Annotated in this window: 21 protein-coding genes and 2 tRNA genes; 6 read left to right on the forward strand and 17 right to left on the reverse strand. The window is 61.5% G+C overall.

Annotated elements, in window-relative coordinates; genetic code table 11:
- Positions 1 to 34 precede the first annotated feature (34 nt).
- Both tig and O1W68_RS13950 read right to left on the reverse strand, forming a co-directional pair.
- Positions 35 to 1,411, reverse strand: coding sequence for a trigger factor (gene tig, locus O1W68_RS13945; RefSeq protein ID WP_269304394.1), 1,377 nt, complete (start codon positions 1,409 to 1,411; stop codon positions 35 to 37).
- Positions 1,412 to 1,557: 146 nt separating this feature from the next.
- A tRNA-Pro gene (locus O1W68_RS13950) sits at positions 1,558 to 1,631 on the reverse strand.
- A gap of 224 nt (positions 1,632 to 1,855) precedes the next feature.
- On the opposite strand from O1W68_RS13950, the gene O1W68_RS13955 reads away from it, so the two are divergent.
- Positions 1,856 to 1,929: transfer RNA gene (locus O1W68_RS13955), tRNA-Gly, on the forward strand.
- Between the two features lie 65 nt (positions 1,930 to 1,994).
- Here O1W68_RS13955 and O1W68_RS13960 read toward each other — a convergent pair.
- The 3 genes from O1W68_RS13960 to O1W68_RS13970 all read right to left on the reverse strand — a co-directional run bounded on the left by O1W68_RS13960 (position 1,995) and on the right by O1W68_RS13970 (position 4,153).
- A complete protein-coding gene (locus O1W68_RS13960) occupies positions 1,995 to 2,747 on the reverse strand; it encodes a maleylpyruvate isomerase family mycothiol-dependent enzyme (RefSeq protein ID WP_269304396.1) in 753 nt (250 codons plus the stop codon).
- A 102-nt stretch (positions 2,748 to 2,849) separates the two neighbouring features.
- A complete protein-coding gene (locus O1W68_RS13965; RefSeq protein WP_269304398.1) occupies positions 2,850 to 3,647 on the reverse strand; it encodes an Fpg/Nei family DNA glycosylase in 798 nt (265 codons plus the stop codon).
- A 2-nt stretch (positions 3,648 to 3,649) separates the two neighbouring features.
- The gene (locus O1W68_RS13970; RefSeq protein WP_269304399.1) at positions 3,650 to 4,153 is read right to left on the reverse strand and encodes a ribose-5-phosphate isomerase; all 504 of its coding nucleotides are present in this window, start codon (positions 4,151 to 4,153) and stop codon (positions 3,650 to 3,652) included.
- Positions 4,154 to 4,169: 16 nt separating this feature from the next.
- Between O1W68_RS13970 and O1W68_RS13975 the strand changes: the two genes are divergently transcribed.
- On the forward strand, positions 4,170 to 4,847 hold the full coding sequence (locus tag O1W68_RS13975) for a DUF429 domain-containing protein (RefSeq protein WP_269304400.1): 678 nt from the start codon (positions 4,170 to 4,172) through the stop codon (positions 4,845 to 4,847).
- Between the two features lie 28 nt (positions 4,848 to 4,875).
- Here the strand turns inward: O1W68_RS13975 and O1W68_RS13980 are convergent, their stop codons facing one another.
- A complete protein-coding gene (locus O1W68_RS13980) occupies positions 4,876 to 5,493 on the reverse strand; it encodes a mycothiol-dependent nitroreductase Rv2466c family protein (RefSeq protein WP_269304403.1) in 618 nt (205 codons plus the stop codon).
- A 154-nt stretch (positions 5,494 to 5,647) separates the two neighbouring features.
- Between O1W68_RS13980 and pepN the strand changes: the two genes are divergently transcribed.
- Positions 5,648 to 8,221, forward strand: a complete 2,574-nt coding sequence (pepN, locus tag O1W68_RS13985; RefSeq protein WP_269304404.1) for an aminopeptidase N — start codon at positions 5,648 to 5,650, stop codon at positions 8,219 to 8,221.
- Between the two features lie 99 nt (positions 8,222 to 8,320).
- Here the strand turns inward: pepN and O1W68_RS13990 are convergent, their stop codons facing one another.
- From O1W68_RS13990 to O1W68_RS14000, 3 genes are all read right to left on the reverse strand, one after another.
- Positions 8,321 to 8,812, reverse strand: coding sequence for a DUF5130 family protein (locus O1W68_RS13990; RefSeq protein ID WP_269304406.1), 492 nt, complete (start codon positions 8,810 to 8,812; stop codon positions 8,321 to 8,323).
- Entirely contained in the window at positions 8,799 to 9,050 is a 252-nt protein-coding gene (ctaJ, locus tag O1W68_RS13995; protein WP_269304407.1) for an aa3-type cytochrome oxidase subunit CtaJ, read from the reverse strand. The genes O1W68_RS13990 and ctaJ overlap by 14 nt, the downstream gene beginning before the upstream one ends.
- A gap of 62 nt (positions 9,051 to 9,112) precedes the next feature.
- A complete protein-coding gene (locus tag O1W68_RS14000) occupies positions 9,113 to 9,775 on the reverse strand; it encodes an HNH endonuclease (protein WP_269304408.1) in 663 nt (220 codons plus the stop codon).
- 285 nt (positions 9,776 to 10,060) lie between these two features.
- On the opposite strand from O1W68_RS14000, the gene O1W68_RS14005 reads away from it, so the two are divergent.
- Positions 10,061 to 10,939 (forward strand): mechanosensitive ion channel family protein, encoded by an 879-nt coding sequence (locus O1W68_RS14005; RefSeq protein ID WP_269304564.1) that lies wholly within the window; start codon positions 10,061 to 10,063, stop codon positions 10,937 to 10,939.
- A 50-nt stretch (positions 10,940 to 10,989) separates the two neighbouring features.
- The gene (locus tag O1W68_RS14010) at positions 10,990 to 11,385 is read left to right on the forward strand and encodes a globin (protein ID WP_269304410.1); all 396 of its coding nucleotides are present in this window, start codon (positions 10,990 to 10,992) and stop codon (positions 11,383 to 11,385) included.
- Positions 11,386 to 11,390: 5 nt separating this feature from the next.
- Here the strand turns inward: O1W68_RS14010 and O1W68_RS14015 are convergent, their stop codons facing one another.
- Positions 11,391 to 11,858, reverse strand: a complete 468-nt coding sequence (locus O1W68_RS14015; RefSeq protein WP_269304412.1) for a cupin domain-containing protein — start codon at positions 11,856 to 11,858, stop codon at positions 11,391 to 11,393.
- A 160-nt stretch (positions 11,859 to 12,018) separates the two neighbouring features.
- On the opposite strand from O1W68_RS14015, the gene O1W68_RS14020 reads away from it, so the two are divergent.
- The gene (locus tag O1W68_RS14020) at positions 12,019 to 13,602 is read left to right on the forward strand and encodes a glycoside hydrolase family 13 protein (protein WP_269304414.1); all 1,584 of its coding nucleotides are present in this window, start codon (positions 12,019 to 12,021) and stop codon (positions 13,600 to 13,602) included.
- A gap of 31 nt (positions 13,603 to 13,633) precedes the next feature.
- Here O1W68_RS14020 and O1W68_RS14025 read toward each other — a convergent pair whose 3' ends face one another.
- The 7 genes from O1W68_RS14025 to O1W68_RS14055 form a co-directional block, all read right to left on the reverse strand.
- Positions 13,634 to 14,320, reverse strand: coding sequence for a hypothetical protein (locus tag O1W68_RS14025; RefSeq protein WP_269304416.1), 687 nt, complete (start codon positions 14,318 to 14,320; stop codon positions 13,634 to 13,636).
- Entirely contained in the window at positions 14,313 to 14,777 is a 465-nt protein-coding gene (locus O1W68_RS14030; RefSeq protein WP_269304418.1) for an acyl-CoA thioesterase, read from the reverse strand. The genes O1W68_RS14025 and O1W68_RS14030 overlap by 8 nt, the downstream gene beginning before the upstream one ends.
- A 54-nt stretch (positions 14,778 to 14,831) precedes the next feature.
- Positions 14,832 to 19,688 (reverse strand): NAD-glutamate dehydrogenase, encoded by a 4,857-nt coding sequence (locus O1W68_RS14035; RefSeq protein ID WP_269304419.1) that lies wholly within the window; start codon positions 19,686 to 19,688, stop codon positions 14,832 to 14,834.
- Positions 19,689 to 19,807: 119 nt separating this feature from the next.
- A complete protein-coding gene (locus O1W68_RS14040; RefSeq protein ID WP_269304421.1) occupies positions 19,808 to 20,242 on the reverse strand; it encodes an acyl-CoA thioesterase in 435 nt (144 codons plus the stop codon).
- Between the two features lie 3 nt (positions 20,243 to 20,245).
- Positions 20,246 to 21,925, reverse strand: a complete 1,680-nt coding sequence (gene ettA, locus O1W68_RS14045; protein WP_084344622.1) for an energy-dependent translational throttle protein EttA — start codon at positions 21,923 to 21,925, stop codon at positions 20,246 to 20,248.
- A 58-nt stretch (positions 21,926 to 21,983) separates the two neighbouring features.
- The gene (locus tag O1W68_RS14050) at positions 21,984 to 23,168 is read right to left on the reverse strand and encodes a lipase family protein (RefSeq protein ID WP_269304424.1); all 1,185 of its coding nucleotides are present in this window, start codon (positions 23,166 to 23,168) and stop codon (positions 21,984 to 21,986) included.
- A gap of 75 nt (positions 23,169 to 23,243) precedes the next feature.
- Positions 23,244 to 23,735 (reverse strand): single-stranded DNA-binding protein, encoded by a 492-nt coding sequence (locus tag O1W68_RS14055; RefSeq protein ID WP_269304565.1) that lies wholly within the window; start codon positions 23,733 to 23,735, stop codon positions 23,244 to 23,246.
- Positions 23,736 to 23,784: the final 49 nt, after the last annotated feature.

Below are 23,784 nucleotides of genomic sequence, written 5' to 3' on the forward strand. Positions count from 1 at the left end.
GGAGTCCCGGAACCGCCGTCGTTCGCTGTAAGCGTTACTTGTCTTGTTCACCCTCGGCAGAATCGCCTGCTGCAGGCTCTTCCTCGTCCGCGGGACTACCGAAAAGCTCTGCGGTGTCCACGGTCGCACCGGCCGTGTCGGTCACATTGACACGGTCTACGACCGAGGCCAAAGCCTTCCCACGACGTACATCGGCGAATATGGCGCCGAGCTGATTTGCCTGCTGCACCTGCTGGATGAACTCCTCGGGCGAGATACCGTAGCGCTGCGCCTGGAAGATGATCCGCTCGGTGAGCTCGTCTTGACCGACCTGAGTCTGTTCTGCTTCGGCAATGGCATCGAGGAGCAACTGCGTGCGCACCGACTTCTCGGCGGCTTCCTTGACGTCCTTGTCGAACTCTTCACGACTAGAACCCTGCGCCTCCAACATCTCGGCAAGCTTGGCTTCGTCGTGGTCGAGTCCATGGATGGCCTCGTGAAGCTGGGAGTCGACCTCGGCCTTGACGACAGCTTCCGGAGCCGGGATCTCGAGGGTCTCGAGAAGCGTCTCCAACACCTTGTCGCGGATCTGACCGGCCTGCTCGACCTTCTTCACTCGTTCGACGCGAGTCTTCAGATCGGCGATCAACTCTTCGAGGGTGTCGAACTCGCTGGCAAGCTGTGCGAACTCGTCGTCGGCCTCGGGAAGTTCGCGCTCCTTGACGGAGACGACCTTGACGGAGACCACTGCTTCCTTGCCTGCGAACTCTCCCGCAACGAGCGTGGAAGTGAAGTCCTTGGACTCGTCTACCGACACTCCGACGATGGCATCGTCCAAGCCTTCGATGAGCTGGCCCGAACCGACCTCGTGGGACAAGCCGCTGGCCGAAGCCTCTTCGACGGTTTCACCGTCGACTGTGGCCGAGAGATCGATGGAGACGAAGTCTCCGGACTGCACGGGACGAGTCACACCGGTCAACGTGCCGAAGCGCTGGCGCAGCGACAACAGCTGCTCGTCTACCGCTTCGTCGGTGATTTCGAGGGGATCGACCGTGATGTCGATGGTCGAGTAGTCCGGCAGGGCGATCTCGGGACGGATGTCGACCTCGGCGGTGAAAGTGAGCTCCTCGCCGTCCTCGATCTTGGTGATCTCGATATCGGGCTGTCCGATGACCTTGATGTTCTCCGCAGAGACGGCTTCGGAATAGCGAGTGGGAAGGGCGTCGTTGACGACCTGCTCCAACACTGCTCCTCGTCCGACTCGAGCTTCGAGCAGCTTCGCGGGAGCCTTGCCCGGGCGGAACCCCGGCAGGCGGATCTGCTGAGCGAGAGCCTTGTAGGCGCGGTCGAAATCAGGCTTGAGCTCCTCGAAGGGCACCTCAACGTTGATCCGGACTCGCGTCGGGCTGAGCTGCTCGACGGTGCTCTTCACGGGACATGCTCCTTTTGGTGGTCTTACCTTGCTGTCTGGATCATCGTCTGCCTGGATCACCGTGTGTCTGGTCCACCGAACTAGCGGGCGACCCGGCGGTGATTCCTTGATCGAAGCCGGATCCGCATTGGATCCGGCTTCTCTTGTCGGGGTGACAGGAATTGAACCTGCGACCCTCCGCTCCCAAAGCGGATGCGCTACCAAGCTGCGCCACACCCCGTCTACCGCACAAACCTACAGGCACCATTGAACAGCAAATACATGGACCTTGGAACAGCAGGTGCAGGACCCATTGAACAGTATGCACTATCTTGGGTCGTCAACGGGCCACTGTTACGGTGTCCACAGGTCGTGAGTACAGCCAATTTGTAATCTCGAACCGAGGTTCTGTAGAGTCTCATAACGCAAGCGGCGCAGATGGCGATCCCATCGAGTCGCTCGCATGCCGATGTAGCTCAATGGTAGAGCCCCTGTCTTCCAAACAGGCTACGCGAGTTCGATTCTCGTCATCGGCTCCAGCAAAAAGCCCGGTCCTGTTCTTCATGGACCGGGCTTTTTTGTATCTGCACTCTGCAAGTCCCCTTCAGATACGTATTCCGTCGTAGAGCGCCTGCGCCACTGCACGATCGCCGACGATGTCGAGGCCGTCCAACGGTCGTCGACGCCAGAGAGTGAGCATCAGGTTCTGCGCAGAACCACGCAGCGCCACATCACCTTTCCGGTGTAGGCGAGATACTGCGACCTCGTCTCCGGTGAAGTCCAGGAACAACTCCGCATCGGTCCCGTCATCGGTGTGCACATGGACTGTTCGTCCCGCCACGGCAGGAACCTTCTCGACGGGAAACCTTGTGAGAAACTGCTCCGCCCACTCGACTATTGCGTCCGCAGCACCGACTGGGTCGGCCGATTCGGGTTGTGGGCCCCCGCGCTCGTGCACCGCATCCTGGGCATCGAATCTGTGGACAGTCACCTCGTGTAGCTGCCTCCTGATCCAATAGTCGGCCGAATCGATCCCGGCCCACGTGGCAACTTCCTGCGCTGGATCTACGGCTCGATACGCCGCGAGCATGTGGGCGACGGACTCTCGATAGTCATCGAGGACTTGCGGTCCACGCTCCGGCTTTGCAACGGATCCAACAACTTTCGCCATTCCATCGGATGCAGGCGTTTCGAGTGCAGCAACCGCCATCCGGTGCACGAAGTTGACATGGCGGATCAGCTTTTCCACGGTCCAACCGGGCATCGACAGAACCGGCAACGCGAGGTCGTCGAGGGTCAGCGATGCCATCCGCTCGCACTCACGGGTCAGAAGTTCGAACTGCGGGACTGAAGTCATAGCGGCGATTCTCCCTCGCACAGGACATCTCCGCGCGCGTATCCGCCGCACCTCTGGGATGCGTCCGATTCGTCTGGACGACGGTGGAGAGCGAGGTGGTTGCTAACTCGCCTGACAGACCGGGCACCAGAACAGGTTTCTTGCCTGCATCACCGAATGCAGGATCGCGGTCCCACACACACGGCACGGACGTCCCGCTTGGCGATAGACGTACGAGCGCGGCCGTTTCGCGTCGTATCCGACGTCGCCGTGGTCGTCTTCCGGCCGAATGGTGATGATCTTCCCGCGTCGGACACCGATGTTCATCAGGTCGACGAGGTCGAACCACAGCGCGTCCCATTCGGAATGGTCGAGATCCTTGCCAGGACGCATCGGATTGATCTCGTGGCGAAAAAGAATCTCGGCACGATAGACATTACCCACTCCCGCAAGGACCTTCTGATCCATCAGCAGAGTGCCGATAGCCGTGCGCGACTTCGCAATTCGTGCCCACGCGCGTTCGGGGTCGGCGTCTTTTCGGATGGGGTCCGGTCCGAGCCGCGCCTTGAGTGCGTCGACTTGCTGCTCGGTGTATATCTCGCATGCGGTCGGGCCCCGCAGGTCGGTCCCGTACTGCTCCCCCACCATGCGCAAGCGCACTGCCCCGACCGGATCATCCAGCGGCACGGCCTGTTCGGTGAACTTCCCGTACAGGCCCAAATGAATGTGCACGATCAAGTCGGATTCGTATCGGTGAAGAAGGTGCTTGCCCCACGCCTCTGCCGCGTGGAGAACAAGGCCGTCGATCAGCGCGGCGCCCGAGGCGAACCGTCCCTGAGGACTGCTCACCTCGACCGGCGCCCCGCCGAATCGTCGTTGATGCAACCGAGCCAGTCGGTGCAACGTGTGCCCTTCGGGCACAGTTACGCAGGCTTCACATCGCCGCCGAGGGCTTCGCCCCCGGGTACTGCCGGAGCTACTCCACTGCGCTCGTACTCGGACAAGATGTCGATGCGACGCTGATGACGTTCTTCACCGGAGAACGGTGTCGACAGGAAAGCGTCGACAATCGCCAGAGCCTCGGGAAGTGTGTGCATGCGCCCACCGATACCGATGAGCTGCGCATCGTTGTGCTCGCGCGCCAGTTTCGCGGTCTCGACGCTCCACGCCAATGCGCATCGTGCGCCCGGCACTTTGTTGGCTGCGATCTGCTCGCCGTTACCCGAACCACCGAGGACGAGACCACGGCTCCCCGGGTCGGCGACTACGCGGCGAGCGGCGTCGATACAGAACGCCGGGTAGTCGTCCACGGCGTCGTATTCGAATGCGCCGCAATCGACGGGATCGTGCCCGCTCGCGGTGAGATGTTCGATGATCTGATTTTTGAATTCGAGACCGGCATGGTCTGCCCCCAGGTATACGCGCATGCCTAGAGTCTGACAGGTGGGAGTGCGCGCTGAAAAAACGGTTGCCGGAGTCGACGGCGCAAAGGGCGAATGGGTTGTCGCGATTTTCGACGGCACAGTCGTCGAGTGGAGTGTCGCGGCCGATGTCGATGCTGTTCTCGAGACGACCGCGCGACGCTCGGTGGTCGCGGTGGATATGCCGCTGTCGATGCCGGAGGAGTCGTATCGGATCAGTGAGCTCGCGGCGAAGGCATTTCTGGGCCCGGCGCGGTCGTCGATCTTCCACACGCCGGTATCTGAGGTACTCGACGCCGAGGACTACCGCGAGGCATGCGACATCTCGCGTCGGATCACGGGCAAGGCGATCAGTAAACAGACCTGGCACCTACTGCCTTCGGTGCGGGCGTGGCGGGCAGCTGAGTTCGACCCCGATCGCGTCGTCGAGGTTCATCCCGAATGTTCGTTCCGTGCAATGGCGCCGACGACTGCTTTCGCGTCGAAGAAGACCGGACGCGGTGCAGGTCAACGAATGGCGGTATTGTCGACCTGGATCGACCCACACAATCTTGCCGTGGGCCTCGCCGAGCTACCGCCAGGCCCCGCGCTCGACGACGCGTTGGATGCGGCTGCAGCCGCGTGGTCGGCGTGGCGGTACAGCCAGGGAAAACACCGCACTTTCGGGTCGACGCACGGTCCGGATCGCATCGTTTACTGATCCGGACCACGCGCCGTAGGACTGACCTCTAATCGAACTGCGGATCCTCGTCACGAGATCTCTTGAGCTCGAAGAAGTGCGGGTACGAAGCGAAGATCACCGAGGCGTCCCACAGCTTGCCTGCCTCCTCCCCGCGCGGGATTCGTGAGAGGACCGGGCCGAAGAATGCGACACCGTTGACGTGGATGGTGGGAGTACCGACGTCGGGCCCGACCTTGTCCATTCCAGCGTGGTGGCTGGTGCGCAGGTCATCGTCGTAGTCGGTACTTTCGGCCGCTTGTGCCAACTCCGCGGGCAGTCCGAGCTCGGCGAGTGACTGCTCGATGACCTCGGTGAAGTCCTTGTTGCCTTCGTTGTGGATGCGAGTGCCCATCGCGGTGTAGAGCGGGAGCAGAATTTGATCCCCTTCGGCGCGGGCCGCAGCAATCGCAACGCGGACGGGTCCCCACGCAGACTTCATCATCTCGACGTATTCCTCGGGCAGATCCTTGTCTTCGTTGAGAACTGCCAGGCTCATCACGTGGAAGTTGGCTTCGATGTCGCGCACCTGCTGGACCTCGAGGATCCATCGCGAGGTAATCCAGCACCACGGACACAGTGGGTCGAACCAGAAATCCGCGGTGTCCTTTTGAGCACTATCGGTCACGTGAGGCTCCTTCGAAGTTTCGTTGACGAGTTGACGTGGGGTCAAACGACGGCGGCTAGCCACGAATTCCGCCGACGCCTGAACCAGCATGCCCGACCCTCGACGTGATGGGATGGTGGCACTACTCATTCCTACTCGAGAAGGTGCCAATTCTGTGGTTGCTCCCAATCTGACTCGCGACCAAGCTGCCGAACGCTCGACTGTCATCGGCACTTCGGCGTATTCGATAGTGCTGGATCTGACCGACGGGTCGGGCAATGCCAGCGAGAAGACATTTCTGTCGACCACCACGATCACCTTCACCGCCACCGCGGATGCCTCGACCTTCGTAGACATCATTGCCGGCCGAATAAGGTCGGCCACGCTCAATGGATCTGCACTCGATGTCTCCGGCTACGACGAGGAGACCGGAATTGCGTTGACGGATCTCGCCGAGAAAAATGTATTGGTTCTCGAAGCCGACTGTGTCTATTCGCACACCGGTGAAGGATTGCACCGATTCGTCGACCCTTCCGACGGTTCGATCTACCTGTATTCGCAATTCGAGACAGCAGACGCCAAACGGATGTTCGCGTGCTTCGATCAGCCGGACTTGAAAGCCACGTTCGATCTCGAGGTCACTGCTCCCGAGAGTTGGAAGATCATCTCCAACGCCCCCCACGCATCGGAACCTACTGCGGGCAAGCACTCGTTCGAGACGACGCCGCTGTTGAGCACGTATCTCGTCGCCCTGATCGCCGGGCCGTACGCCGAGTGGACCGACACCTACAGCGATGAGCACGGCACGATCCCGCTGGGTCTGTACTGCCGCGCCTCGCTTGCGGAGCACCTGGACGTCGAGCGACTGTTCACCGAGACCAAGCAGGGTTTCGGCTTCTATCACGCGAACTTCGGCACTCCGTATGCGTTCGGCAAGTACGACCAGCTGTTCGTCCCGGAATTCAACGCCGGCGCGATGGAGAACGCAGGTGCGGTGACATTCCTGGAGGACTACGTCTTCCGTTCCAAGGTCACGCGCTACTCCTACGAGCGTCGCTCGGAGACGATCCTGCACGAGATGGCCCACATGTGGTTCGGGGACCTCGTGACCATGACGTGGTGGGATGACCTCTGGCTCAACGAATCCTTCGCGACCTTTGCATCGGTGCTGTGCCAGACCGAGGCGACCGAGTACACGAATGCGTGGACGACGTTCGCAACCGTCGAGAAGGCGTGGGCTTACCGCCAGGACCAGTTGCCGTCCACACATCCGATCGCGGCGGATATCCCCGACCTCGCTGCGGTCGAGGTCAATTTCGACGGCATCACCTACGCCAAGGGCGCAAGCGTTCTCAAGCAGCTGGTCGCCTACGTGGGCAAGGAGGAATTTCTCGCCGGTCTCCGCAGCTACTTCGTCGACCACGCATTCGCAAACGCCACCTTCGCCGACCTTCTGGCTGCGCTCGAACACTCCTCGGGCCGCGACTTGTCGGATTGGGGCAACCAGTGGCTGCGTACCACCGGACTGAACACGCTGAGCCCCGACTTCGACGTCGATGCCGACGGCAATTTCACTCGATTCGCAGTCGTGCAGAGCGGTGCCGCTCCCGGTGCCGGTGAGCGCCGCATCCACCGTATTGCGGTAGGGATCTACGACGACGTCGACGGAAAGCTGGTCCGAACCGACCGCGTCGAGCTCGATGTGGATGCGGCCGAAAGCACCGATGTCCCGAGCCTGATCGGCGTGTCACGGGGCAAGATCGTTCTCGTCAACGACGACGACCTCACGTACTGCTCGGTGCGTCTCGACCCCGAGTCCTTGGCAACTCTGATCGCGCGCATCGGCGACATCTCCGAATCACTCCCCCGGACCTTGGCTTGGTCGGCGGCGTGGGAGATGACCCGCTCAGCCGAACTGAAGGCTCGCGACTTCTTTGCACTCGTCCAACGGGGCATTTCCGCCGAGACCGAGGTCGGCGTCGTGCAGCGGTTGTTGTTACAGGCTCAGACAGCGATCAACAGCTACGCGGATCCAGCGTGGGCGAAGGAACATGGTCAGTCAGAATTCGCAGACTTGGTACTCGGGCTCGCCCGCGCCGCGGACGCCGGTTCCGATCACCAGCTGGCATTCGTCAACTCACTGACGGGTGCGTCGCTGTCCGAGCGCCACGTCGCTCTCCTGCAGGCACTTCTCGACGGAGATGTGAGCGGCCAAGGTCTCGACGGGCTGGACATCGATACCGACCTCCGCTGGCGCCTCATTTCTGCTCTGGCGGGCGCTGGGGCTATCGACAACACCGGTCTCGAATCCCCGGTCATCGATGCCGAGGCTGCACGTGACAACACCGCAGCGGGCGCCCGTTCGGCCGCTGCAGCTCGCACTGTCAGGCCCGACAGTGCAGTAAAAGAACAGGCATGGGCGACGGTTGTCGACGATGACTCGGTCCCGAACATCACCGCGCGCTCGATCATCGGCGGTTTCGCCGGGCCCGATCAGTCGAAATTGCTAGCGCCGTACGTGGACCGCTACTTCGATGCGATCAGTGATGTGTGGGCACGGCGGTCGAGTGAGGTTGCCCAGACAGTGGTCATCGGGCTCTACCCATCTTGGTCGATCAGTGCCGAATCTGTCGCGGCAGCGGATCGATTCTTGGGCGGGGATCTACCACCTGCTCTCCGCCGTCTCGTGATCGAGGGACGCGCAGGGATCGTGCGTTCACTCGCAGCGCGAGAGTTCGACGCCCAGTAGTGAGGCACTGACAACGAAAACATGTGCCGTTCGATCGACTGATTCGATCGAACGGCACATGTGCTTCGAGGCGGGAAGCCCGGCTGGCCGGCTGACTGTTTACGGGCTGACGATGGCCGCACTCATGACTCGCACCGAGCTGACGAGTCCGTCGATGAGGTTGCCTTCACGGAAAGGGCCGATCGCTGCGGTGATCCCGAGCTGTGCGACTCGATCGGTGGCGCGATCCGATACGCGGCGACCGGTACGGATCTCGATTGCTTTACGGATGGGATCGACTGCAATGAGCAGTGACCGAACTGCATCGGGGGTGCTGGGGAATACGGCGTCCGCGCCTGCGGCCACATCCTCACCCAAGTCTCCGACATAGATGTTGAAGCGGATCTGGGTTGCGCGAGTGGCTTCGGCCAGCGCGTCGTCGATTGCGACGAGGTCCTGAGTTGCGAAGGGAAGCTGGTCAGGGTTCGGGTCGCCGAACTGATGGACCGCAGAAATGCGGCCGCTGGACGTCCGTGCCGCACCGTAAGGCAGGTTGTCGACGATGCCATCCGTGACAGCGACATCCGTGCGAGTCAATTCACCACTTGCCACTTGCCGAACCTCCGATCGAATCAGCTGTAGCAGCGGCGTGCGAACCGTGACCGCCGTGTGGCGTCACCTCGTCCGTTGCGCTCCACAGCACTGAGCCACTAACCCACGGGTCGGACAGGCGGTAGGGGGTGATGTCCAATCCGGGCTGCCTTTTCGCCAGGAAAGACAACGCACCGACGATTCCGACAATCGCGATCGGAATCACCCCGAATATCAGCAGAGTCTCCAGAATGCTCACAGGACAAGACGGTAGTCGACTTTTCCCTGCAGGTCGACGCCGGGTTCCACCGGTGTCGCGAGTCAGGCCGCACCCTCGCCCAAGTAAGCGAGCCACGCCGGGTCGAGTTCCTTGTTCCCGGCCAACAGTCGCCAGTGCGGCCCCTTGGGCGGGACCAGTTGCGCTCGGAGTGTCCACCCCAGCTCACTGAGCATTTTGTCTGCCTTGCGGTGGTTGCACGGCGCGCAGCACGCGACGCAATTCTCCCAGGAGTGTTCTCCCCCGCGGCTGCGTGGGATCACGTGGTCGACGGTTTCGGCCTTGGATCCGCAATACGCACATCGGAAGCGATCTCTATGCATCAGCGCGGCCCGTGTCATCGGCACGCGCGCTCGATACGGCACTCGGACATAGGTCCGCAGACGAATGACGGAGGGCACCTGTACAGAAAAGTCGGCGGATCTGATGAACGGTCCAGTTGGATCGTCATGAATGACGTCCGCCTTGTTGCAGACGAGGAGGACCACGGCTCGGCGCATCGGCAGCGCAGTGAGCGGCTCGAATGTGGCATTGAGAAGGAGCACTCGGCGTTTGACCCAGGCGGGAAGGCTGTCCTCGCCCACTTCTCTTTCTTCGGATGAAACCAACTGCAATTCAGGCGCCCCGGATGCCCGTTCCCGCTGGTCTGCGGGATGGTGGACATCACTGGGCCGGAGTTGTCGGTGACGATGTTGCTTCTTCTTCATGTGTTCTCCAGGGAAAGTCAGCGCCCGCGCATGGCTTGCGCGGAACACGAGAGACAGTGGAACACGAATAGGAGGGCATGCACACCCCTTTTCTTCACGGAACAACGTGGCAGCGAGGTGAATTTCGGGGAACTCGTTGCCTGTTCGCTGGGCGGTGGCGAGATCTCACAACGTCCGTAGACTCTTCGAGTGTCTGTATTCAATTCTCTTCCACGCCCTGACATCGCAGCGTCCGCGATCGACTTGCGAGCATTCGAATTGACCGAGACAAGCCGCGATTGGCTGATGCACCGGCCTCTACAGGTGCTCGGATATCTGATGCTCGCCATCGTGCTTCGGTTCGTGCTTCACAAACTGATCGCCCGGTTCACTCGACGCACTGCCAGCGAATCGGACAGGGGCCCGTTATTGCTACGTCCGTTACGAGATAGGGCCCCGGCCACGCTCAAGAGTTCGATTCTGGCCGAGCGCCGTAGGCAACGAGCCAAGACAATCGGTTCGGTTCTCGAGTCCGGCGTATCCGTCGTCATTTTGGCGTGGTTCGTCCTGTCGGTGCTCGACGTCATCGGCATCAACGTCACACCGTTCATTGCCTCGGCCGGCATCGTCGGGGTTGCGCTTGGCTTCGGTGCGCAAAACCTGGTCCGAGACTTCCTGTCGGGGATCTTCATGCTCCTCGAAGATCAGTACGGTGTCGGTGACATCGTCGATCTCGGTGAAGCGACCGGGACCGTCGAGAGCGTCGGACTGCGTGTGACCACCGTCCGCGATATCAACGGCACGGTCTGGTACTGCCGAAACGGTGAGGTTCTACGGGTGGGGAACATGAGTCAAGGTTTCGCGGTCGCTGTTCTCGACCTCCCGGTCGCGCACACTGCGAACCTGGACGAGGCGTGCGCAGTCGCCGAAAGGGCGACGCTTGCCGTCGTTGCATCCGGTGATTTCGAGGACGACTTGCTCGGCGCGCCCGAGATGCTCGGGGTGAACGCGGTGAGCGCGGACACGGTGACCATTCGAATCACCGTCAAAACCCGTCCCGGCCGTCAGTGGGCGGTTCAGCGGCGAGTGCATCGAGAAATCCTGCAGGCATTCGACGACGCGGGCGTGAAAGCCCCGTACCCGCAAGGGCGGCAGGGCGGCATGCAGTCCGATATGACCGTATAGAGATACTGGTGACCTAGGCCCGCACACGTATGAGTAGAGAAAGAGCAACCATGACCGAACCGCAGCAGACGTTCTACGACGCTGTCGGCGGCGCGGCGACGTTCGAAACACTCGTCGCCGTGTTCTATGACGAGGTGTCGCGCGACGAGATCGTCCGGCCGCTGTACCCGGAGGAGGATCTCGGCCCGGCGGAGCGCCGGATGCGTATGTTTCTCGAGCAGTACTGGGGCGGCCCTCGCACCTACTCGGACGAGCGTGGACATCCGCGGCTACGCATGCGGCACGCGGGATTCAAGATCGGCCCGATCGAACGCGATGCTTGGTTGCGGTGCATGCACATCGCCATCGCTTCGATCGACTCCAACATTCTCGACGACGCGCACCGCACACAGTTGGTGGACTACATGGAGATGGCGGCGAACTCCATGGTCAACTCGGCACTCTGAGTCCGTCACAGACCTCGTGGGATCGGAGCGCTTCTTCCGCGTCCGAACCCCGAGGCCTTGTGCAGTGCCCCACGCAGGTTTCGTGCCAAGTCGAGTGCACGCGACACCGAAGCAGGCAGACTACTACGCAGAATCGCGTGTTTGCGGACGTAGTCCTGTACATCCCACTCCGACCACGTACCTGCGTGGAACAGTGCCGCGTCCCCGGCAACGAGCGTCCGCGGTGGAGAGCCTGCTGCAGAGACTGTCACCGATCCGTCCATGATGTGCACGATCTCATCGACGTGGAAGTACCAATTGAATCGGCCGGCAGTGCAATCCCAGACATTGAAGGTGGTAGTCCCATCGAGGGTGCGGGTCCACTCAGCGGATCGCGCGACGGGCTCGCCGTGAAGGATCCAGTCCGGGTTGATCGGGCTGGCATTCAACTGAACTTCACTCAAACGCACGGCCTCGATAGCCATATCGGTCATTACGGGGGCACTCCTTCATTGCGGCTGGGTGGAAAGATACCGCACATTTCGGACAACAGGACTGTTTGCGCAGGAAAACCGGGGTTCCGGTCTGTGAAATCGGACCAATCACACTCCCTGGGTCGAGACGAGTGGGTTTCGTTTGGCACACTTGCCAGTTGTGAACGATCCGACGCTCCACGCGCCCGAAGAAACATGGTGGAAGGACGCGATCTTCTACCAGATCTACCCACGATCGTTCGCCGACTCCAACGGTGATGGAGTGGGTGACCTCGGTGGCATCAGAGAAAAACTCGGGTACCTGGAACTACTGGGTGTCGACGCGTTGTGGCTCAGCCCGGTCATGCGCTCCCCGATGGCCGACCACGGATACGACGTCTCCGATCCACGAGATATCGATCCCCTGTTCGGCGACTTGGCCGTCATGGACGCGCTCATCGAAGAAGCACACATTCGCGACATCAAGATCACGATGGATTTGGTGCCGAACCACACCAGCGATCAGCATGCCTGGTTTCGCGAGGCCCTCGAGTCCACGCCGGGAAGCCCCGAGCGTGCTCGCTACATCTTTCGCGACGGTAAAGGGGACGGCTCCGAGCCACCGAACAACTGGCCCAGCATCTTCGGCGGGCCGGCATGGACTCGCGTCACCGATTCCGACGGGCATCCAGAGCAGTGGTACCTCCATATCTTCGCGCCGGAGCAACCGGACCTGGACTGGACGAATCCTGAGGTGGCCGAGGATCTGGCGAAGACGCTGCGCTTCTGGCTCGATAGAGGTGTCGACGGCTTCCGCATCGATGTCGCGCACGGTATGGCCAAGCCCGCCGAGTTGCACGACATGAACCTCGAGTTGAACACCCTGATGAAGAACGACGACGACGATCCGCGATTCAACAACGAGGGCGTCCACGAGATTCACCGCGGCATCCGCAAGGTGATGGACGAATACCCGAACAAGGTCACCATCGGGGAGATCTGGGTCCAGGACAACGAACGGTTCGGCGACTACCTCCGACCGGACGAACTGCATCTAGGGTTCAATTTCCGCTTGGCCGAAGCCGATTTCGATGCCGCCACGATTCGGGATGCCGTCACCAACTCGCTCGCTGCGGTCGCGCGGGTCGACGGAACACCTACGTGGACGCTCTCCAATCACGACATCGAGCGCGAAGTGACCCGATACGGCGGCGGAATCCGAGGAACCAGGCGGGCACGGGCGATGCTGCTCCTGGAGTTGGCACTTCCCGGAACGGTGTTCGTCTACAACGGATCCGAACTCGGATTACCGAACGCCGTCCTACCGGACGAGGTCCTTCAAGATCCGGTCTGGGAACGCTCCGGGCACGCCGAACGAGGCCGCGACGGTTGCCGCGTGCCGCTGCCCTGGGAGTCCCCGGCGCCCCCGTTCGGCTTCAGCACCTCACCGAAGACATGGCTACCCATTCCACCCGAATGGGCACCGCTGACCGTCGAGGAACAGTTGGAAGACGTCGATTCGATGCTCAACTTCTATCGGGCAGCCTTAGAGCTTCGTGAGCTGCGACCCGAATTCGCTGGAAGCGGAGTCGATTGGTACGGGAGCCCCCCCGGCTGCCTCGCGTTCCGTCGGGGTGGCGGACTCATCTGCGCCCTCAATGCCACCGATGCCGCCATTGCACTTCCACCCGGTGAGCTGCTGATGTCGAGCGCACCGCTCGTCGACGGACAGCTCCCCGCCGATGCCGCCGCATGGCTCGTCTGACGGAACATTTAGCGGGCTGATTCGGCGGAGGCTAACGTTCGACGCTGAGCGACAACGGATCCCCGCGCCTACAGAAGACCGATCCGTAGCGTCCATCGAGACGCAACCACACCTTGGTGGCCCGCACGCGCACGAGTTCGTCGACGTCGATTCGGCTCAGGTCGACGTCGGCGGTCAACGGGTCCACACCCGCATGGGGAACGAATCCCATTGCGGTAAGAGCGAACACGGTACGCATAGCGATCGACACATCTTCGCCTGAGCCTTCGACGTGCAGAACCTCCTGGTCCAGGAGCGATACCGGTGGACCGTGACTACTCCCGTGCTCCTTGGCCAGGGCTGCACCCCGCTGAGCAAGATCGATCAGGACGCGTGCCGGAACGTCGTCCACGTGGTGAAAACCGCTGTCCGGGGGCAGCGCACCGCGCCAGGCCGAGTCCATCGAGAATCCCGGATCCACCACGCCGTCGAACGCCGATTGCAAGGCATTCACCAGTTGATCGGCAGCGGCCGAAGTGTCGTCGGGCACGATCTTTCCCGTGATGACCCGCACCGCGAGTGCATCGAAACCGGTTGCAGCCCAAACCGATACGCGGCCGTCGGTACGCGTTCTCATACGAACGACAGCAGCCTCGTCGAGCCGAACCGCCTTCTCCAGAAAGGCCACGAGGTTCTTGCGTTCGACGGGATCAGGGATGGTGAGAACACGCTCAAACACGTTGCCAGCTCTCCAGATACGTCCGCTCTTCGGTCGTGAATCTCCGCAGCCCCTGAGTATCCATGTCGAATGCCGCTATTTGCGTCGACGCAATGATCGCGGCGGGCGTATCGAGAGACCTACCCCTCGCCCGAACCTCGTAACCTGCGACGAAATCCACCGCCCGGACCTTGTCCACCCACATGAATACGTCCAGCGGGCCATCCTCGTGGCGTAATTGACCACGGTATCGAACATGCAAGTCCGCAATGACGGCACCGTGACGCAGGTTCGCTGTAGGTTTACCGTCGACCAGCAGCCACGGAATACGTGCCTCCTCGAGGAGCGTCACCATACGGGCATGGTTGATGTGTTGGTAGGCATCCATATCCGACCAACGAACCTCGACGCTGGTGTGGAACCCGATTCGTTGCTTGGGTTCCAGCTCGTTCGACAGATGATTCTTGGGCACAGTCAAGTCGGTTTCTCTCTCTGGTATCGGTATTTCGTATTAAGGGATGATGGGTAACGCTCAGGGAACCATGCTGCGGACCTGACGGGCTGCCACCGACAGTGAGGCAATATCCAGCGTGCCCGAGTCCGCGATCTCGGCAAGCGCTGTTCGTGCCCGGGTCAGCCTGGATGAATTCATCGCTTCCCATTCGGCGATCTTCTCGGCGGCGCTCTCGTGTGGCTCTCCGCCCAGTACAACCTCTTTGGTGATCGCTCGGAGTGAGGAATAGAGGTCGTCGCGCAAGGCCAGCCGGGCCAAAGAATGCCAACGGTCGCCACGCGGCAGTCTCGACACCGATGTCAGCAACCAATCGATCCCGATGTGCGCATCCAACGCGAAATACAACTCCGCAACTTCGGAAAGGTCGTGTTCGGTGATGTCGGCGACATCGATGATGTCGAGCAAACAGAACACGTCCAGCAGTTCATAGACCGAACTTGCCAATTCTCTCGGTGTGCCTCGCTCGACCGACGCTGTCACCCGTTTGTTCAGATCTCGCACCTGGTGCCCGTCGATCCAACCCGCTACCCGGATCCTCAGGGAACGGACCTTGGATGCATATCTGCTGATCTCGGCACCTACGGCAAGTGGCTGGGGCCGGTTGATGAGCAGCCACCTGGCCACGCGGTCCAGCACGCGTCTGGATTCGAGCAGGAGTTCATCGGACGATGCAGTCGACATGTCGACCGAACGAATCTCCTGCCAGAGCTCCTCCAGGTCGAAGATCTCGGTCGCGGCAGCGAATGCGCGCACTGCATCGGTACCGCTCGCCCCGGTGTCCTCGGCAAGGCGATAGACGAAGCTGATCCCGCCCCGATCGACGGTCTCGTTGGTCAACGTCGTCGCCACCAGTTGGCGCCGCAGCGGATGAGATGTAATTGCGTTGGAGTACTTCTCACGTAGCGGCTCCGGAAAATACTTGGGCAGTCTCGGCGCGAACACGTCGCTGTCCGGCAATTCACTGGCAAGCAGGTCGCTCTCGAGGACCAGCTTGACGTGGGCCATCAACGTAGCGAGTTCGGGTGAGGTCAGACCTCGCTCGTCCTGCGCACGCTTGCGAATGTCGATATCCGACGGCAACACCTCGAGTTCGCGATCCAATCCGCTGCGAACCTCGAGGTCCTCGATGACACGTCGGTGGACGGTGAGCAGCGCAGGCGCATCCGAGCGGGACGTTCCGAGTAGCTCGTTCTGCATGATGTTGTCCCAGAGCACCAACCTGCTCACCTCCTCGGTCATGGACGCGAGCAGATCATCGCGGTCGGCGGGGTCGAGGGTGCCGTCGGCGATGGCAGAATCGAGAAGAATCTTGATGTTGACCTCGTGATCGGAACAATCGACACCTGCAGAGTTGTCCACAGCGTCGGTGTTGATCCGGCCCCCGGCGATGTCGTACTCGATACGTCCGAGCGAGGTGGCACCGAGATTGCCACCCTCACCGACAATGGTGGCCCTGAGCTCACTTCCGTCCACCCGGATTGCGTCGTTGGACTTGTCACCGACATCGGAGTTCGACTGGGTGGATGCCTTGATATAGGTGCCGATTCCACCGTTCCATAGCAGATCAGCGGGTGTCTTCAGGATTGCGCGGATCAGGTCCGGTGGCGCCAATTCGGTTGTCGACTCGTCGAGACCCAGAGCCACGCGGGCCGCAGGACTGATCGGCACCGACTTGACCGTCCGTTCCCACACGCCACCGCCGTCGCTGATCAGTGCCGAATCGTAATCGGCCCAGGACGATCGAGGAAGCTCGAACAGTCGGGCACGTTCGGCGAATGCCGCCGCGCGATCCGGGTTCGGGTCGAGAAAAATGTGTCGATGATCGAATGCGGCGAGCAAGCCGATGTGTGTGCTGAGCAGCATGCCGTTTCCGAACACGTCACCGCTCATGTCTCCGATACCGACGACCGTGAAATCCTCTGACTGGGTATCGATGCCGATTTCACGGAAATGACGTTTGACGCTTTCCCATGCGCCCCTTGCGGTGATGCCCATAGCCTTGTGGTCGTAGCCTGCCGACCCGCCCGACGCGAAGGCGTCCCCGAGCCAGAAGTCGTATTCACCGGCAACCTCATTCGCAAGATCGGAGAACGAGGCCGTCCCTTTGTCCGCTGCCACAACGAGGTACGTGTCGTCCCCGTCGCGACGTACGACGCGGTCCGGCGGAAGAACTGCGCTCGTCGCACGATCGAGATTGTCGGTCACATCGAGTAGACCGGCGATGAACAGTCGATAGCACGCCCGCCCCTCCTCGGCCGTCGCCGTCCGATCCGTCGCCGCGTCTCCAGTCGGTACCGGTGGGCGCTTGACGACGAATCCGCCTTTGGCGCCGACCGGCACGATGACAGCGTTCTTTACCATTTGTGCCTTGGCCAGCCCAAGGACTTCGGTGCGATAGTCTTCACGTCGATCGGACCAGCGAAGCCCGCCACGCGCCACCTCGCCGAATCGCAGATGTACACCCTCGACTCGCGGGGAGTACACGAAGATTTCGAATCTCGGTTTCGGTTTCGGCAGCTCGGCAATGAACCGAGGGTCGAACTTGAGGGACAGAAAATCGCGTGGTGCGCCGACAGCATCGACTACATAGAAGTTGGTTCGCACTGTCGCACGGATCAATTCGAAGATTGCACGGAGAATGCGGTCGGCGTCGAGACTCACCACCTGATCGATGAGTATCCGCAATTCCTTGTCGAGTTCAGCCGACTGTTCCTCGGCATCACCTTCGGGGTCGAATTGAGACTCGAACAAGGTCACCAGCAATTGCGCGGTTCTCGGATGAGAGAGTAGAACACCCTCGATATTGAACTGACTGTAAGGAAAGTTGGCCTGTCGCAGGTACTTCGCATACGCACGCAGGATGTGCGCCTGCCGCCAGTTCAGTCCAGCGCGCATGACGAGTTCGTTGAATCGGTCTGCCTCGGCATGTCCGTTCCACACGGCAGTGAATGCGTCGGTGAATCTCAGCTGCACGCGGCTTTCGTCATCGAGAGCCCCTGCGCTGGGAAGGTCGGAGTCCAGATCACTGTCGATCGCTGTACGAAGCATCTCTCGTGAGGCAGAGACTCCGAAATCGTATATCCAGCATTGCATTCCATCCGGACGACCGATCGGGTACGGACGCTCGTCGTCTACCTCGACTCCGAGACTCTGCAGGATCGGCAAGACCTGACTCAACGACACACCACCCCCGCCGATGTACAAACTGAACCGCCAATTCCCGACCGCGGAGTCGGAGTTGCGATAGAGCTGCATGTCGATCGTTCCGTCGGCAAGAGCTTCTAGCCGCGCGATATCGAACACGGCACGTTCGGGCCCGAAATCCTGCTTGTACGCCTCAGGGAACGAATCGGTGTACCGACTTGCCGAGATCGCTTCGACACTGGCGTCATCCACGATTGCCAGCGCAAGCCCGTCCTCCCACGTCTTGATCGTCTCGGTGAGAAGTGACTCGATACGAGCAACATTGTCTCGAGAGAGATCGGCACCGACCTGGTTCCGATCGTCGCGTCGAATGGTGACGTGCAACAAGGCCATATCGGACTCGGTGACCCGCGCGGTGTAGTCGATACCCGAACCTCCGAGTTCACGCAACAAGCAATCCTGAACGGCGAGGCGGACTCTCGTCGTATAGCGATCACGCGGAAGGTAGACCAACGCCGAAACGAAAGCGCAGTTGGAGTCCTCACGTAGAAACACCTTGACCTTGCGGCGACGTCCGATAGCGAGCACCGCAGTCGCATTCTCGAAAAGCGCTTCCGTGCCGGAGGCGAACAGTTCCGATCGCGGCATCGATTGCAATACTTCGAGCATCGCTTGGCCTGAGTACGAGTCGAGATCATAGCCGGCTCGGTCGATGATCGAACGTACGCGCCGCTCGATGACCGGGATGTCGAGCACGCTCTCGTGCAGCGCAGTCACGGTGAAGACACCCATGAAGCGATGCTCGCCGAGCTCTGGAGCCGAACGATCCATCACGGTGACGAAGTACGGGTACACCGCGCGATGCACAGTCGCCGGGCTCGAACCCTGTGTGAGAGTCAGCAGGTCGGTACGTTCACTGATATCGAGCGACTCTCGATCCAATGCATGATCCTGGCGCAACACCCCGAGTCCACTCCCGGATACGGACCGGGTCAGCAGCGATCCGTCCTGCGTCGGTTGCACGTCGTAACGGCGATAGCCGAGCAGTGTGTAGTGACCTTCGGCCAACCAACCGAGCAGGTCTGCCGCGTCTCGAAGCTCCGTTGCGCGTTCATCGTCGCATCCGTCGGCCGAGTCTGCGAGAGTACGGGCCACCGAAGCTTGGAGCCCGCGCATGGCTTCGGTGTCGGCGATGACCACGCGGACGTCGTTGAGAACGACGGCGATCTCGTCCTCCAGCACGTCCAGAAGAGAGCCGGGTGTCGAGCGATGCAGCGCAATGTACATCCACGACTCACGCCGGGCCCCGCCGAGACTGCCGTTGCCTGGTCCCACACGGGTCAGATTTCCATCGCTGTCTCGAACGACACCCACGATGGGGTGGACCATGTCGGTGACGTCGACATCGAGTCGAGACAGTCGCGACATAACGGATTCGACCAGCAGAGGCATGTCGTCGGTCACGATCTGCAACGAAGGCCCAACTACTCTGCCCTCGGCGTCCTCGACGACGCGATGCAGGCGAATCTTGGCATCCCCCGGAGTTCTGCGCGCCGCCAGCTGCAGGTGCATACGAACGATCGAGCGCTCGGCCTCGTCAGCAGGGCTGTGGGGCTCATCGGTGTCGACGTGCACGAAATAGACTGCCTTCACTTCGGGCAAGGGAGTCACCAACTCTGCGGGCAGTCCGCTCGACCAGTCGATGTCCGTTGTTCCCGCCGCGTCAGGCATGTGTTGAACCACTCCCTTGTGAGGATCGCCGGCGCGGCCGTGCAGCCGCCCCGCAACACGAGCCTATCGGGGAACAAGTCGAGGCGGTGCCCTTGTGGGCTAATCGGATTCGGAGTGGGCTACTCGGATTCGGACCGATCTTCGGACGCGTCGAGGTAGTCGCTGAAGACAGCCCTCTCCTGATCCGTCACCGGACGCGGAGCCTGCGCTGTCAGGTCGAACATGACCATGACGGCTTCCGCATCGGCACACAGGACGCCTTCGACGTCACGAACGAGATGCCGAACAGCGAAGGACGTTCGGCCGATACGGGAGATCGACACCTCGATCTGCAACGGCCCGGACGCGTCGAAGATCGGGCGCAGGAAGTCGACCGTAAGTTTCCCTACGACCGACCCTCCCCGCGCCTCCCCCGCAGCCTGCATGCACTCGGTGATGAAGTGCGCGCGGGCTTCTTGCAGATATTCGACGAACCGCGTGTTGTTTACGTGTCCGAGTCGATCCGAGTCACTCCAGCGAACCTGGAGGCTGTACTCGAACGTTTTCCCGGACAAGCGTCAGTCCCTTGTCAGTTTGCGGTGCGTGACGCGGTGCGGACGTGCGGCGTCGGCGCCGAGTCGCTCGATCTTGTTGGCCTCGTAGCCTTCGAAGTTGCCTTCGTACCAGTACCAAGCAGCTTCGTTGTCGCCGAAGCCGCCTTCCCAGGCCAGGATGTGCGTGCACGTCCGGTCCAGGAACCAGCGATCGTGCGAGATCACGACGGCGCAACCGGGGAACTCTTCGAGAGCGTTCTCCAGCGAACCGAGAGTTTCGACGTCGAGGTCGTTGGTCGGCTCATCGAGCAGGATCAGGTTGCCGCCCTGCTTGAGCGTCATTGCCAGGTTCAGCCGGTTGCGCTCACCACCGGAGAGAACGCCGGCTGCCTTCTGCTGATCGTGACCCTTGAATCCGAACGAACTGATGTAGGCGCGCGAAGGGAATTCGGTCTGGCCGACGACGATGAAGTCGAGTCCGTCGGACACGGTCTCCCAGACCGTCTTCTTCGGGTCGATGCCGCTGCGGTTCTGGTCGACGTAGCTCAGCTTGACCGTCTGACCGATCTTCACCTCGCCGCCGTCCGGCTCTTCGAGACCGACGATGGTCTTGAACAGCGTCGTCTTACCGACACCGTTGGGGCCGATGACGCCGACGATTCCGTTACGCGGAAGCGTGAACGAGAGGTCCTTGATCAGGACGCGACCGTCGAAGCCCTTGTCGAGGTTCTTGACCTCGACGACGACGTCGCCCAGACGCGGAGGGGCCGGAATCTGGATCTCGTCGAAGTCGAGCTTGCGGGTCTTCTCCGCCTCGATGGCCATCTCTTCGTAGCGATCCAGACGAGCCTTGCTCTTCGCCTGACGAGCCTTGGCGCCGGAGCGGACCCAGGCCAGTTCATCCTTGAGTCGCTTCTGCAGCTTCTGGTCCTTCTTGCCGGACACCTCGAGGCGAGCGGCCTTCTGCTCCAGGTACGTGGAGTAGTTGCCCTCGTACGGGTAGAGGCGGCCGCGGTCGACCTCGCAGATCCACTGCGCCACGTGATCGAGAAAGTAACGATCGTGAGTGACGGCAAGGATAGCGCCGGGATATGCAGCGAGATGCTGCTCCAGCCACAGAACCGACTCGGCGTCGAGGTGGTTGGTCGGTTCGTCGAGGAGGAGCAGATCGGGCTTGCTGAGCAGTAGCTTGCACAGCGCAACGCGACGCTTCTCACCACCGGAGAGGTTGGTGACGGGTGACTCGGGTGGCGGGCAACGGAGGGCGTCCATCGCCTGCTCGAGCTGAGAGTCGATTTCCCAGGCGTCGGCGTGGTCGAGCTTCTCCTGCAGCTCGCCCATCTCCTCCATGAGTTCGTCGGAGTAGTCGGTCGCCATGAGCTCGGCGATCTCGTTGTAGCGCTTGAGCTGCACCATCGTCTCGCCGAGACCGTCCTCGACGTTTTCACGGACAGTCTTGGTGTCGTCGAGTACCGGCTCCTGCATGAGGATGCCGACCGAAGCTCCGGGAGCCAGGAAAGCCTCACCGTTGCCGGGCTGGTCGATCCCGGCCATGATCTTCAGAATGCTGGACTTGCCGGCACCGTTGGGGCCGACGACGCCGATCTTCGCTCCTGGGTAGAAGCTCATCGTTACGTCGTCGAGGATGACCTTGTCGCCGTGCGCCTTGCGCACCTTCTTCATGGTGTAAATGAATTCCGCCATGTGCGCAAGCCTATCGGTGCGAACGGGTCTAGGCATCATCGCCCGATCCGAGAGGAAGCTAGCCCATTTGCACAGGGTCGAGCACACGGTGCACGAAAGGCGTCGAGTCGGCCATGGAGGCGATCATCGACCCTTCGTGACCGACGAATTCACCCCCCGAATACAGGTACGGAACGTACGTGACGTCCTGACCGTGCCCGATGAGTCCGGCGGCCAGCGGGACCGACAACGGCGAAGGCACCATAGTGTCGATAATTCCCTGGCCTAGGAAGATCGGCCTGTCGTAACCGTCGACCGGTACCGAGAGATACTCCGACAGAGCGTCGAACATCTCGGTTCCCGCCACCGGACGCGAGAGCATCGCGCCCACCGACCCGTGCTGCGTTCGTAGGTCCCCCGGGCAGGTCGCCTCGACGTTGTCTACCTCGGAACGCCCGAAGTCCGTCAGGTAACTGTCGACATCGAGATCGGGCCTCGATTCACGTAGCCCCGCGAGCACGTACGCCGCGAAGACGTTCAGACCGTCCAAACCGAGGTCTGGAATCCACGGCCCACCGACCTGAAACGCGTATTCGAGGTTCGACGGCGCTCCCGTGGCCACGACTCCGCGATAGTCGAGTTCCGGCGCATAGGTGGTCGCGATATCGGCGGCTTGCAATGCTGCGTGGCCGCCCTGGGACTGCCCGATCGCCAACCACCGATCCGCCAGAACCGATTCCACGGACCGTGCCGCACGAACCATGTCGACGACGCTGCGTGCGGCCGAGTCCTTCTCGAGGTAGGCGTGTGGCCCGGGTGTGCCCAGGCCCGCGTAATCGGTCGCAACGACGGCATATCCCTCGGAGATCCAGTGACTCAGATACTCGAGGTGACGTCCCTGATACGGATTACGCGACGGCGCACACTGATCTCCGACACCGACTGTTCCGTGTGCCCACGAGATGATCGGCCATCCATCGGCGGGGGCTCGACCGTTCGGTACGAAGACCGTTCCGGAACTGAGCGCGGGCCTACCCGTCGGACCCACAGTCCAGTAGGTGAGGAGGTGGGCTCTGGCTGTGCCGGGCAGCCCGGCTTCCGTCGCGAGGGGCTGCACGGACTGCACCGTTCCGGGCGCAGAGTCGACGGGATTCTGTGTTCTCCCTGGATGTGCTGTCGCGACTCCCCCGGCACCGATGCCCAGCATGATCGAGAGCAGCACAGGTAGTAACAGTCGCGTCCACGCGCGTGTGTCGGCCCGCATGCGGTAACGATAGCGATCGAACGAACTGCCGGGCCCGAATGGGTTCCGCTCGGGCCCGGCGCGGGCGATGTTCGGCTACACCGCCGCGGCGTGTTCGATCGTCTCGGGGATGGAGTCTTCGTCGACGTCGACTTCCTCGCGTTCGTCGAAGGTGTCGACTCCTTCGTCGTGCGTCTCGTCCGGTTCCTCCTGCGGTACCGCCACGGGCCGTGCGCGCTCGACCTTGACGATGCATCGGGCGAGATCGGGGCCGACGGCGCTGGCCGTCATCTCTAGATCGGACCGTTCGGCACCGTCTCTGGTGGTGTATTCGTTCGTTCTGAGCTGCCCGTAGGCCACCACCGGGTCGCCCTTCATCAGCGATCCTCCGACGCCCTTTACCAGCCGTCGCCAGCAGGTGACACCGAGGTACAGCGTGCCGCCGTCGCTCCATTCGCCGGTAGCTCGGTCCTGCCGTCGCACATTGCTGGCCATCCGGAAGTTCAGTACCTCGTCACCGGACGCGGTCTGTCTCTTGATCGGATTGGTGATGACTGTCCCCACAACCGCACATTGCGCCTCGTACATCGTCTGTCCCCTTGTCAGTTCGGTGATCCGTCTGTTCGACGATCCGGTT

The organism is Rhodococcus sp. H36-A4 (assembly GCF_027158005.1).
Lineage (GTDB): Bacteria > Actinomycetota > Actinomycetes > Mycobacteriales > Mycobacteriaceae > Rhodococcoides.

What these genes read in the sequence shown, in the direction of transcription:
- O1W68_RS13960 (WP_269304396.1), bottom strand. Translation starts at nt 2,747, where the DNA reads ATGACTTCAGTCCCGCAGTTCGAACTTCTGACCCGTGAGTGCGAGCGG.
- O1W68_RS13970 (WP_269304399.1), bottom strand. Translation starts at nt 4,153, where the DNA reads ATGCGCGTATACCTGGGGGCAGACCATGCCGGTCTCGAATTCAAAAAT.
- O1W68_RS14000 (WP_269304408.1), bottom strand. Translation starts at nt 9,775, where the DNA reads ATGAAGAAGAAGCAACATCGTCACCGACAACTCCGGCCCAGTGATGTC.
- O1W68_RS14005 (WP_269304564.1), top strand. Translation starts at nt 10,061, where the DNA reads ATGCACCGGCCTCTACAGGTGCTCGGATATCTGATGCTCGCCATCGTG.
- O1W68_RS14010 (WP_269304410.1), top strand. Translation starts at nt 10,990, where the DNA reads ATGACCGAACCGCAGCAGACGTTCTACGACGCTGTCGGCGGCGCGGCG.
- O1W68_RS14015 (WP_269304412.1), bottom strand. Translation starts at nt 11,858, where the DNA reads ATGACCGATATGGCTATCGAGGCCGTGCGTTTGAGTGAAGTTCAGTTG.
- O1W68_RS14035 (WP_269304419.1), bottom strand. Translation starts at nt 19,688, where the DNA reads ATGCCTGACGCGGCGGGAACAACGGACATCGACTGGTCGAGCGGACTG.
- ettA (WP_084344622.1), bottom strand. Translation starts at nt 21,925, where the DNA reads ATGGCGGAATTCATTTACACCATGAAGAAGGTGCGCAAGGCGCACGGC.
- O1W68_RS14050 (WP_269304424.1), bottom strand. Translation starts at nt 23,168, where the DNA reads ATGCGGGCCGACACACGCGCGTGGACGCGACTGTTACTACCTGTGCTG.
- O1W68_RS14055 (WP_269304565.1), bottom strand. Translation starts at nt 23,735, where the DNA reads ATGTACGAGGCGCAATGTGCGGTTGTGGGGACAGTCATCACCAATCCG.